The following is a 13,409-nucleotide window of genomic DNA, read 5'->3' as shown; positions in this document are numbered from 1 at the left end:
TTTCTCCAACAGCTTACATTTATCAACATTCCAACAAAATGAACTTCTGAACAGAACAGCAGTCTGCTTCTTATATTCTCATGAATTAATGAAATATAGTTATGGATAGAAGCTCTGCTGGTATCAGTGGTCAATACGCAAGATCAGGCAATGATGACAACCAACCGGATGACCAGGCGTCTTCTTCACGGCGTGGACGATATAGATATGCCACAGTCAGACAATGGGATACCCCCTCCCGCACTGCCCCGGGGCGTCATGAATTTTACCATTCTTCCTCCACACGCTCTTCTCAACATCTACAGTACCGTTCAGTAAACCCTGCTCAAAATTTTAATGCTCTCACCAGACAGAAGATAATGGATGGCCTGGTGAAGAAATCTTATCGTTTTGGTGATCGCTATGATGGGAGACTTCACGGTCAATATGCCAGTTCAATTAAAAAATACACGTCAGCTGCTAAAAGACCGTTGAATCGAGCAGAACAAAGCCAGCTGATGCGTTTGCTGGAAAATTTTACCGCAACACGGAGCTGGAATTGGCGAAGCCTGACGACAACATTTCATTCATTGACTTCAGCGGGTGTTTTTACCCCCCATAACCCCATAGATGAGCGTGTTAAGCGCACTCAAGCTGCCTTAATGACAACGCTACTTGATGCAATAATATTCAAGTGCAACCAAAAACCTGAAGCCAGGGATATTGATGCCCAGGGAATCGCCAACCTGCTGTGGGCCATGGCGAAACTGGCAGACAGCGGGCCGGAGCGAACACTGGGGCTCAACGAGGCTGTGGCCGCACTGTTGCCCCACATGAACGCACAGAAAGACCAATTTATTCCTCAGCATATTGCCAACCTGCTATGGGCCATGGCGAAACTGGTGGACAACGGGCAGGAGCGGACACCGGGGTTCAATGAGGCCGTGGCCAGCCTATTGACCAACGTGAACGCACAGAAAGCTCACTTTATACCACAGGAAATCGCCAACCTGCTGTGGGCCATGGCAAAACTGGTGAACAACGGGCAGGAGCAGACACCAGTGTTCAAGGAGGCCGTGACCACGCTGTTGCCGCATGTGAAAGCACAGAAAGCTAATTTTAAACCACAGGAAATTACCAACCTGCTGTGGGCCATGGCGAAACTGGTGGATAACAGGCATGAGTTGACACCAGGGCTCAAAGAGGCTTTGGCCGCACTGTTGCCCCACGTGAACGCAAAAAAAAACCAATTTATTCCTCAGCATATCGCCAACCTGCTGTGGGCCATGGCAAAACTGGTGGACAACGGGCAAGAACAGACATCAGAGCTCGACGGGGCCGTGGCCGCGCTGTTGCCCCGCGTGAACGCACAGAAAGCTCACTTTAAACCACAGGAAATCGCCAACCTGCTGTGGGCCATGGCGAAACTGGTGGACAACGGGCAGGAACAGACACCAGAACTCAACGAGGCCATGGCCACACTGTTGCGACACGTGAACGCACAGAAAGCTCACTTTAAACCACAGGAAATCGCTAACCTGCTGTGGGCCATGGCAAAACTGGTGGACAACGGGCAGGGACGGACGCCAGAGTTCAATGAGGCCGTGGCCGCGCTGTTGCCCTACGCGAACACACAGAAAGCTCACTTTAAACCACAGGAAATCGCTAACCTGCTGTGGGCCATGGCAAAACTGGTGGACAACGGGCAGGAACGAACGCCAGAGTTCAATGAGGCCGTGGCCGCGCTGTTGCCCTACACGAACACACAGAAAGCTAACTTTACACCACAGGAAATCGCTAACCTGCTGTGGGCCATGGCGAAACTGGTGGACAACGGGCAGGAGTGGACACCGGGTCTCAAAGAGGCCATGGCCACACTGTTACCTCAAGTGAGCGCACAAAAAAACCAATTTATTCCTCAGCATATTGCCAGCCTGCTGTGGGCCATAGCGAAACTGATGGACAATGGGCAGGAGCGGACACCAGAACTCAACGAAGCCGTGGCCACGCTGTTACCCCACGTAAGTGCACAGAAAGATCAATTTAATCCTCAGCATATCGCCAGCCTGCTGTGGGCCATGGCGAAACTGGGCGAACTCATTGAGCTGGACTTGGTAACCACCACGTTCAAATCGCTTGTCGAGGGAATCAATGGCAACCCTCAGTTCTCTCAGCAAGCGATATTGATGTCCCTTTGGGGAGTAATGGTATGCTGTGCCAGGCTGTCTCTGGTCGCCAATGCCAATAAAAAACACGTGTTTGAAAAGCCCATGGATGACCTGTTTACTCGTCTGGAAAAAACATTCCTGCACAATGAAGAGGATCAACGCACCATTGCCCAGGCGGCAAGTTGGCTTGGCAGAGCGTGTCCGGTCGTCCCCCATTACCAGACTATCAGGTCAAAACGTCAATCCGAGGTTCGCGATCAACTCCAATCATGCTTTCCCTCTTTGCAGATTGAAGAAGAAAAGAGTCTGAATTCACTGCCTCCGGTTGACCTGCTACTGCCAGATCACAACATGGTGATTGAAGTTCAGGGGCCCTCTCATTTCGTGGGTGGTGATTTCAAAACCAGGAATGGTTCGACTCTGCTGAAAATCGCACTGTTGCAAAAAGCAGGATTTGAGGTCATTGAAATTCCGGTTAACAGGCTTTTGAATCAGGATTTAATGAAACCATACATTGATCAAATCAAGACCAGGATAGGCTTCCCGCCACTGGGTCATGGCTCTGTATCACTTAAAAGAAGGTGGCCAGATTCGGCATACGTTACTGCTGATAACGGCAGGCAACCCTCAGATCATGGTTACTTGACTGCCGAAGAACATTCAGGGGAGCAAACAGGCAAACCAGGTAGAAAGAAAAAATACAGCCAGTAAGCTCTTCCCTACCGTCATGACTCAAGCACCATTTTCACATTCAAGTAAAGTTCTACCAGCGTTGAAGACCTGTTGCCCCTGAATTTCACCCGGATGATTTGAAGATAACGAATGGTTGGCATCAAGAGCAGATGCGTTTCTCCAACGGCTTACATTTATCAACATTCCAACAAAATGAACTTCTGAACAGAACAGCAGTCTGCTTTTTATATTCTCATGAATTAATGAAATATAGTTATGGATAGAAGCTCTGCTGGTATCAGTGGTCAATACGCAAGATCAGGCAATGATGACAACCAACCGGATGACCAGGCCGCTTCTTCACGGCGTGGACGATATGGATATGCCACAGTCAGACAATGGGATCCCCCCTCCCGCACTGCCCCGGTGCGTCATGAGTTTTACCATTCTTCTTTCAAACGCTCTTCTCAACATCTAAAGTACCGTTCAGTAAACCCTGCTCAGGATTTTAATGCTCTCACCAGACATAAAATAATGGATCGCCTGGTGAATAAATCTTATCGTTTTGGTGATCGCTATAGTGGGAGACATCACGGTCAATATGCCAGCTTAATTAAAAAATACACGTTAGCTGCTAAAAGACCGTTGAATCGAGCGGAACAAAGCCAGCTGATGCGTTTGCTGGAAAATTTTACCGCAACACGGAGCTGGAATTGGCGAAGCCTGACGACAACATTTCATTCATTGACTTCAGCGGGTGTTTTTACCCCTCATAACCCCATGGATGGGCGTGTTAAGCGTACTCAAGCTGCCTTAATGACAACGCTACTTGATGCAATAATATTCAAGTGCAACCAAAAACCTGAAGCCAGTGATATTGATGCCCAGGGAATCGCCAACCTGCTGTGGGCCATGGCGAAACTGGCAGACAGAGGGCTGGAGCGAACACCAGGGCTCAACGAGGCTGTGGCCGCACTGTTGCCCCACATGAACGCACAGAAAGACCAATTTATTCCACAGCATATTGCCAACCTGCTGTGGGCCATGGCGAAACTGGTGGACAACGGGCAGGAACAGACGCCAGAACTCAATGAGGCCGTGGCCAGGTTAATGGCCGATGTGGACGCACATAAAGCTAACTTTAATCCACAGGAAATCGCCAACCTGCTGTGGGCCATGGCGAAACTGGTGAACAATGGACAGAAGCGAATACCAGAGTTCAACGAGGCCATGGCATCCTTGTTGCCCCTCGTGAACGCACAGAAAGACCAATTTATTCCTCAACATATCGCCAACCTGCTGTGGGCCATGGCGAAACTGGTGGACAACGGGCCAAAGCAGACACCAGGGTTCAAAGAGGCCGTAGCCACGCTGTTGCCCCTCGTGAACGCACAGAAAGACCAATTTAATGCCCAGGGCATTGCCAACCTGCTGTGGGCCATGGCAAAACTGGTGGACAACGGGTACGAACAGACACCAGATCTCAACAAGGCCGTGGCCGCGCTGTTGCCCCACGTGAAAGCACAGAAAGACCAATTTAATAGCCAGGGCATTGCCAACCTGCTGTGGGCCATGGCGAAACTGGAGGACAACGGGTACGAACAGACACCAGATCTCAACAAGGCCGTGGCCGCGCTGTTGCCCCACGTGAACGCAAAAAAAAACCAATTTATTCCTCAGCATATCGCCAACCTGCTGTGGGCCTTGGCAAAACTGGTGGACCACGGGCAGGAGCGCACACCAGGGCTCAACAAGGCCGTGGCCACGTTGCTGCCCCACGTGAACGCACAGAAAGCTAACTTTAAACGACAGGAAATCGCCAACCTGCTGTGGGCTATGGCGAAACTGGTGGACAACAGGCAAAAGCGAACACCAGAGCTCAACGAGGCGGTGGCCGCTCTATTGCCTCACGTGAACGCACAGAAAGGTAACTTTAAACCACAGGATATCGCCAACCTGCTGTGGGCCATGGCAAAACTGGTGGACAAGGGGCAGGAGCGAACACCAGTGCTCAAAGAGGCTGTGGCCACACTGTTGCCCGACGTGAACGCAAAAAAACACCAATTTATTCCTCAGCATATCGCCTACCTGCTGTGGGCCATGGCAAAACTGGTGAGCAAGGGGCAAGAGCGAACACCAGGGCTCAACAAGGCCGTGGCCGCGCTGTTGCCCTACGTAAACGCACATAAAGACCAATTTACTCCTCCGCATATCGCCAACCTGCTGTGGGCGATAGCGAAATTGCTGGACAACGGGCAGGATAGGACTCCAGAGCTTACAGAGGCCGTGGCCGCACTGTTGCCACAAGTGAACGCACAGAAAGATAACTTTAAACCACAGGGTATCGCCAACCTGCTGTGTGCCATGGCGAAACTGGTGAATAGCGGGCAGGAGCGGACATCAGACTTTAACGAAGCCGTGGCTGCGCTGTTGCCTCACCTGAACGCGGGGAAGCACCAATTTAATGCCCAGGAAATCGCCATCCTGCTGTGGGCCATGGCGAAGCTGGTGGACAACGGGCAGGAGCGAACACCAGAGTTTAACGAGGCCATAGCCGCGCTGTTGCCACAGGTCAACAAAGAGAAAGCTAACTTTAAACCACAGGAAATCGCCAACCTGCTGTGGGCCATGGCGAAACTGGTGGACAGCGGGGAGTGGACATCGACGCTCAACGAGGCCGTGGCCGCACTATTGCGCCACGTGAACACACAAAAAGCTAACTTTAAGCCAAAGGAAATCGCCAATCTGCTGTGGGCCCCGGCGAAACTGGGTGAGTTCGTTGAGCTGAACGTGGTGACCTCTACGTTTGCATCGCTTGTTTACCGAATCAGTGAAAACCCTCAGCTCTCACAGCAAGACCTATTGATTTCTCTCTGGGGAGTGATGGTTTGCTGTGCCAGATTGTCTCTGAACTCTAAAAACAATAACTGGCTTGAAAAGCACATGGATGACCTGTTTACCCGTCTGGAAAATACATTCCTGCACAATGAAGAGGATCAACGCATCATTACCATGGCCGCCAGTTGGCTTGGGAGAGCGTGCCCGGTCGTCCCCCATTACCCGACTACCAGGTCAAAACGTCAATCCGAGGTTCGCCATCTACTCCAATCATGCATTCCATCTTTGCGGATTGAAGAAGAAAAGAGTCTGAATTCATTACCTCCGGTTGACCTGCTACTGCCAGATCACAACCTGGTGATTGAAGTTCAGGGGCCCTCTCATTACGTGGGTGGTGATTTCAACACCAGGAAGGGTTCGACTCTGCTGAAAATCGCACTGTTGCAAAAAGCAGGATTTGAGGTCATTGAAATTCCGGTTTACAGGCTTGGCAATCAGGATTTAATGAAACCATACATTGATCAAATAAAGACCAGGACAGGGATCCCGCTACAGGGGCATGGCTCTGTATCACTTAAAAGAAGGTGGGCAGATGCGGCATACGTTACTGCTGATAAAGGCAGGCAACTCACAGATCACGGTGACTTAACTGCCGAAAAACAGTTAGAAGAACAAACCGGCAAACCAGCCAAGAGAAAGAGAAAAAACAACCAGTAATTCCCTCCCTTCGCCCCAGGAACCGTTTTCATATTCCAGGAAAGTTCTACCAGAGTTGAAGACCTGTTGCCCCTGAATTTCGCCCTGATGATTTGAAGATAACGGATGGTTGGCATCAGGAGCAGATGCTTTCTCCAACTGCTTACATTTATCAACATTCCAACAAAATGAACTTCTGAACAGAACAGCAGTCTGCTTTTTATATTCTCATGAATTAATGAAATATAGTTATGGATAGAAGCTCTGCTGGTATCAGTGGTCAATACGCAAGATCAGGCAATGATGACAACCAACCGGATGACCAGGCCACTTCTTCACGGCGTGGACGATATAGATATGCCACAATCAGACAATGGCATACCCCCTCCCGCACTGCCCCGGGGCGTAATGAATTTTACCATTCTTCTTTCACACGCTCTTCACAACATCTACAGTACCGTTCAGTAAACCCTGCTCAAGATTTCAATACCCTCACCAGACAGGAAATAATGGCTGGCCTGCTGAGTAAATCTTACTGTTTCGGTGATCACTATGATGGGAAAGATCACGGCCTATATGCCAATTCAATTAAAAAATACACGTCAGCTGCTAAAAGACCATTAAATCAAGCCGAGCAAAGCCAGCTGATACGTTTACTGCAAAGTTTTTCCGTAACACGGAGCTGGAATTGGCGAAGCCTGACGACAACACTGCATTCATTTACTTCAGCGGGTGTTTTTACCCCCCATAACCCCATAGATGAGCGTGTTAAGCGCACTCAAGCTGCCTTACTGTCAACGCTACTTGATGCAATCATATTCAAGTGCAACCAAAAACCTCCAGCCAGGGATATTGATGCCCAGGGTGTCTCCAACCTGCTGTGGGCCATGGCAAAACTGGTAGACAGCGGGCAGGAGCGAACACCAGGGCTCAAAGAGGCTGTGGCCGCACTGTTGCCCCACATGAACGCACAAAAAGACCAATTTATTCCTCAGCATATTGCCAACCTGATGTGGGCCATGGCGAAACTGGTGGACAACGGGCAGGAGCGAACACCAGAGTTTAACGAGGCCGTGGCCAGCCTATTGCCCAACGTGAACGCACAGAAAGCTCACTTTAAACCACAGGAAATCACCAACCTGCTGTGGGCCATGGCGAAACTGGTAGACAACGGGCAGGAACGGACCCCAGAACTCAAAGAGACCGTGGCAGCGCTGTTGCCTCACGTAAACATACAAAAAGCTCACTTTAAACCACAGGAAATCGCCAACCTGCTGTGGGCCATGGCGAAACTGGTGGACAATGGGCGTAAGCAGACACCAGGGCTCAAAGGGACTGTGGCCGTGCTGTTGCCCCTCGTGAACGCAAAGAAAAACCAATTTAATGCCCAGGACATTACCAACCTGCTATGGAGCATGGCAAAACTTGTGGACAACGGGCTGGAGCAAACACCAGATCTCAACGAGGCCGTGGCCGCGCTGTTGCTCCTCGTGAACGCGCAGAAAGACCAATTCAATAGCCAAGGCATTACCAACCTGCTGTGGGCCATGGCGAAACTGGTGGATAACAGGCATGAATTGACACCAGGGCTCAACATGGCCGTGGCCGCGTTGCTGCCCCACGTGAACGCACAGAAAGCTAACTTTAAACCACAGGAAATCGCCAACCTGCTGTGGGCTATGGCGAAACTGGTGGACAACAGGCAAAAGCGAACACCAGAGCTCAACGAGGCGGTGGCTGCGCTGTTGTCCCACGTGAGCGCACAAAAAGCAAACTTTACACCACAGGGTATCGCCAACCTGCTGTGGGCCATGGCAAAACTGGTGGACAAGGGGCAGGAGCAAACACCAGGGCTCAAAGAGGCTATGGCCACACTGTTGCCCCACGTGAACGCAAAAAAAAACCAATTTATTCCTCAGCATATCACCAACCTGCTGTGGGCAATGGCAAAACTGGTGGACAACGAACAGGAACAAACACCAGAACTCAACGAGGCCGTGGCCGCGCTGTTGCCCCACGTGAACGCAAAAAAAAACCAATTTATTCCTCAGCACATCGCCAACCTGCTGTGGGCCATGGCGAAACTGGTGGACAACGGGCAGGAGAAAACACCAGAACTCAACGAGGCCGTGGCCGCACTGTTGCCCCAAGTGAGCGCACAGAAAGCTAACTTTACACCACAGGGTATCACCAACCTGCTGTGGGCCATGGCCAAACTGCTGGACAACGGGCAGAAGCGGACACCGGGGCTCAATGAGGCCGTGGCCAGCCTATTGCCCGACGTGAACGCACAGAAAGCTAACTTTAAACCACAGGAAATCGCCAACCTGCTATGGACCACGGCGAAACTGGTGGACAACGTGCAGGAGCAGACATCAGGGCTCAACGAGGCTGTGGTCGCGCTGTTGCCCCAGGTGAACGTACAGAAAGACCAATTTATTCCTCAGCATATTGCCAACCTGCTGTGGGCCATGGCGAAACTGGTGGACAGCGGGCAGGAGTGGACACCAGGGCTCAACGAGGCTGTGGCAGCGCTGCTGCCCCACGTGAACGCACAAATAGACCAATTTAATGCCCAGGGTATTGCCAACCTGCTGTGGGCCATGGCGAAACTGGGTGACTTTGTTGAGCTGAACGTGGTTACATCTGCGGTTGAATCCCTTGTCTACCGAATCAGTAAAAAACCTCAGCTCCCTAAGCAAGAGATATCGCTCTCTCTCTGGGGAGTAATGGTATGTTGTGCCAGGCAATCTCTACTCTCCAATGCCAATAAAAATAACGTGCTTGAAACACACATGAATGACCTGTTTACTCGCCTGGAAAATACATTCCCAGACAATGAAGAGGAACAATCCGTTATTGCCATGGCCGCAAGTTGGCTTGGGAGATCATGCCCGTTCGTCCCCCATTACCAGACAATCATGTCAAAACCTCAAGTCGAATTCCGCAATCAACTCCAATCATGCATTCCCTCTTTGCAGATTGAAGAAGAAAAGAGTCTGAACTCACTGCCTCCGGTTGACCTGCTACTGCCAGATCACAACATGGTGATTGAAGTTCAGGGACCGTCTCATTATGTGGGTGGTGATTTCAACACCAGGAAGGGTTCGACGCTGCTGAAAATCGCGCTGTTGCAAAAAGCAGGATTTGAGGTCATTGAAATCCCAGCTAACATGCTTGTCAATCAGGATTTAATGAAACCATACATTGATCAAATAAAGACCAGGATAGGCTTCCCGCCACAGGGGCATGGCTCTGTATCACTTAAAAGAAGGTGGGCAGATGAGGCATACGTTACTGCTGATAAAGGCAGGCAACCCTCAGATCATGGTTACTTAACCGCCGAAGAACATTCAAAAGAGCAAACCGGCAGACCAGGAAAGAGGAAGAAAACAACCAGCCAGTAATCCTCTCCCTTCGACCCAGGAACCGTTTTCACATTCCAGGAAAGTTCTACCAACGTTGAAGACCTGTTGTCCCTGAATTTCGCCCCAAATGAACTTCTGAACAGAACAGCAGTCTGCTTTTTATATTCTCATGAATTAATGAAATATAGTTATGGATAGAAGCTATGCTGGTATCAGTGGTCAATTCGCAAGATCAGGCAATGATTACAACCAACCGGATGGCCAGGCCACTTCTTCACGGCGTGGACGATATAGATATGCCACAGTAAGACAATGGGATAACCCCTCCCGTAATGCCCCGGGACGTAATGAATTTTACCATTCTTCTTTCACACGCTCTTCTCAACATCTACAGTACCGTTCAGTAAACCCTGTTCAAGATTTCAATAGCCTCACCAGACAGGAAATAATGGATGGCCTGCTGAGTAACTCTTATCGTTTCGGTGATCGTTATGATGGGAGAAATCACGGGCAATATGCCAGCTCAATAAAAAAATACACGTTAGCTGCTAAAAGACCGTTAAATCGAGCGGAACAAAACCAGCTGATGCCTTTGCTGCAAAATTTCACAGCAACGCGGAAATGGAATTGGCGAAGCCTGACAACAACACTGCACTCATTTACTTCAGCGGGTGTTTTTACCCCCCATACCCCCATAGATGAGCGTGTTAAGCATACTCAAGTTGCCTTATTGTCAACGCTAGTTGATGCAATAATATTCAAGTGCAACCAAAAAATTGAAACCAGCTATATTGGTGCCCAGGGTGTCGCCAACCTGCTGTGGGCCATGGCGAAACTGGTAGACAGCGGGCAGGAGCAAAAACCAGGGCTCAACGAGGCTGTGGCCGCACTGTTGCCCCACATGAACGCTCAGAAAGACCAATTTAATGCTCAGGGCATTAGCAACCTGCTGTGGGCCATGGCGAAACTGGTGGACAAGGGCCAGGAGCGGACACCGGGGCTCAATGAGGCCGTGGCCAGCCTGTTGCCCAACGTGAACGCACAGAAAGCTAACTTTAAACCACAGGAAATTGCCAACCTGCTGTGGGCCATGGCGAAACTGGTGGACAACGGGCAGGAATGGACAACAGGGCTCAAAGGGGCCGTGACCGCACTGTTACCCTACGTGAACGCACAGAAAGCTAACTTTAAACCACAGGAAATCACCAACCTGCTGTGGGCCATGGCGAAACTGGTGGACAACGGGCTGGAGCGGACACCAGAGCTCAAAGAGGCCGTGGCCGTGCTGTTACCCCACGTAAACGCACAGAAAGCTAACTTTAAACCACAGGAAATCGCCAACCTGCTGTGGGCCATGGCGAAACTGACGGACAACGGGGAGTGGACACCGGAGCTTAAAGAGGCAGTGGCCACGCTGTTACCCTTCGTGAACGCACAGAAATGCCAATTTAATGCCCAGGCTATAGCCAACCTGCTGTGGGCCATGGCGAAACTGGTGAACAACGGGGAGTGGACACCGGAGTTTAAAGAGGCAGTGGCCACGCTGTTACCCTTCGTGAACGCACAGAAATGCCAATTTAATGCCCAGGGTATAGCCAACCTGATGTGGGCCATGGCGAAACTGGTAGACAACGGGCAGGACCGGACACCAGAGTTCAAAAAGCCTGTGGCCGCGCTGTTGCCCCACGTGAACGCACAGAAAGCTAACTTTAATCCACAGGAAGTCGCCAACCTGCTGTGGGCCATGGCGAAACTGGTGGACAGTGGGCAGGAGTGGTCACCAGCGCTCAAAGGGGCTGTGGCCGCTCTGTTGCCCCGCGTGAGCGCACATAGATACCAATTTAATGCCCAGGGCATCGCCAACCTGCTGTGGACCATGGCGAAACTGATGGACATCGAACAGGAGCAGACACCAGGGCTCAAAGAGGCCGTGGCCGCGCTGTTGCCCCACGTGAACGCACAGAAAAACCAATTTATTCCGCAGCATATCGTCAACCTGCTGTGGGCCATGGCGAAACTGGCGGACAACGGGCAGGAGCAGACACCAGAGTTCAAAGAGGCCGTGGCTGCGCTGTTGCCCCACGTGAACGCACAGAAAGACCAATTTAATCCTCAGCATATCGCCAACCTGCTGTGGGCCATGGCGAAACTGGCGGACAATGGGCAGAAGCAGACACCAGAGTTCAAAGAGGCCGTGGCTGCGCTGTTGCCCCACGTGAACGCACAGAAAGACCAATTTAATGCCCAGGGTATAACCAACCTGCTGTGGGCCATGGCGAAACTGGTTGTCAACGGGCAGGAGCGGACACCAGGGCTCCAAGAGACCTTGGCCGCGCTGTTGCCCCACGTGAACACACAGAAAGAACAATTTAATCCTCAGCATATCGCCAACCTGCTGTGGGCCATGGCGAAACTGGTGGACAACGTGCAGGAGCAGACATCAGGGCTCAACGAGGCTGTGGTTGCGCTGTTGCCCCAGGTGAACGTACAGAAAGACCAATTTATTCCTCAGCATATTGCCAACCTGCTGTGGGCCATGGCGAAACTGGTGGACAGCGGGCAGGCGTGGACACCAGGGCTCAACGAGGCTGTGGCAGCGCTGCTGCCCCACGTGAACACACAAATAGACCAATTTAATGCCCAGGGTATTGCCAACCTGCTGTGGGCCATGGCGAAACTGGTGGACAGCGGGCAGACGTGGACACCAGGGCTCAACGAGGCTGTGGCAGCGCTGCTGCCCCACATGAACGCACAAATAGACCAATTCAATGCCCAGGGTATTGCCAACCTGCTGTGGGCCATGGCGAAACTGGGTGACTTTGTTGAGCTGAACGTGGTTACATCTGCGGTTGAATCCCTTGTCTACCGAATCAGTAAAAAACCTCAGCTCTCAAAGCAAGAGATATCGATGTCTCTCTGGGGAGTAATGGTATGTTGTGCCAGGCAATCTCTACTCTCCAATGCCAATAAAAATAACGTGCTTGAAACACACATGAATGACCTGTTTACTCGCCTGAAAAATACATTCCCAGACAATGAAGAGGAACAATCCGTTATTGCCATGGCCGCAAGTTGGCTTGGGAGATCATGCCCGTTCGTCCCCCATTACCAGACAATCATGTCAAAACCTCAAGCCGAATTCCGCAATCAGCTCCAATCATGCATTCCCTCTTTGCAGATTGAAGAAGAAAAGAGTCATAACTCACTGCCTCCGGTTGACCTGCTACTGCCAGATCACAACATGGTGATTGAAGTTCAGGGGCCCTCTCATTACGTGGGTGGTGATTTCAAAACCAGGAATGGTTCGACTCTGCTGAAAATCGCACTGCTGAGAAAATCAGGATTTGAGGTCATTGAAATCCCTGCTAACATGCTTTGGAACCAAGGTTCAATTAAACGATGTATTGATCAAATAAAGACCAGGATAGGCATCCCGCCACAGGGGCATGGCTCTGTATCACTTAAAAGAAGGTGGGCAGATACGGCATACATTACTGCTGATGACAGGCAATCCTCAGATCACGGTTACTTAACCGCCGAAGAACATTCAGAAGAGCAAACCGACAAACCTGCAAAGAGGAAGAAAACAAACAGCCAGTAATCCCCTCCCTTCGACCCAGGAACCGTTTCACATTCCAGGAAAGTTCTACCAGCGTTGAAGACCTGTTCCCCCTGAATTTCGCCCCGG

At 50.9% G+C, this 13,409-nt stretch carries 4 protein-coding genes; all 4 read left to right on the top strand.

The window, feature by feature from the left end; genetic code table 11:
* Positions 1-101 precede the first annotated feature (101 nt).
* The 4 genes from ACO6UX_RS23675 to ACO6UX_RS23660 all read left to right on the top strand — a co-directional run bounded on the left by ACO6UX_RS23675 (position 102) and on the right by ACO6UX_RS23660 (position 13,322).
* The gene (locus tag ACO6UX_RS23675; protein ID WP_422450767.1) at positions 102-2,858 is read left to right on the top strand and encodes a DUF1601 domain-containing protein; all 2,757 of its coding nucleotides are present in this window, start codon (positions 102-104) and stop codon (positions 2,856-2,858) included.
* A 237-nt stretch (positions 2,859-3,095) separates the two neighbouring features.
* Positions 3,096-6,374, top strand: coding sequence for a DUF1601 domain-containing protein (locus tag ACO6UX_RS23670; protein ID WP_422450766.1), 3,279 nt, complete (start codon positions 3,096-3,098; stop codon positions 6,372-6,374).
* A gap of 230 nt (positions 6,375-6,604) precedes the next feature.
* A complete protein-coding gene (locus ACO6UX_RS23665; protein ID WP_422450764.1) occupies positions 6,605-9,760 on the top strand; it encodes a DUF1601 domain-containing protein in 3,156 nt (1,051 codons plus the stop codon).
* 151 nt (positions 9,761-9,911) lie between these two features.
* Entirely contained in the window at positions 9,912-13,322 is a 3,411-nt protein-coding gene (locus ACO6UX_RS23660) for a DUF1601 domain-containing protein (protein WP_422450763.1), read from the top strand.
* The last annotated feature ends 87 nt before the right edge of the window (positions 13,323-13,409 follow it).

Origin of the sequence: Endozoicomonas sp. ALB091 (assembly GCF_049310265.1) — a bacterium.
Lineage (GTDB): Bacteria > Pseudomonadota > Gammaproteobacteria > Pseudomonadales > Endozoicomonadaceae > Endozoicomonas.
Note: the sequence above shows the minus strand (reverse complement) of the source record. Positions and strands in the feature narration are given on the sequence as shown.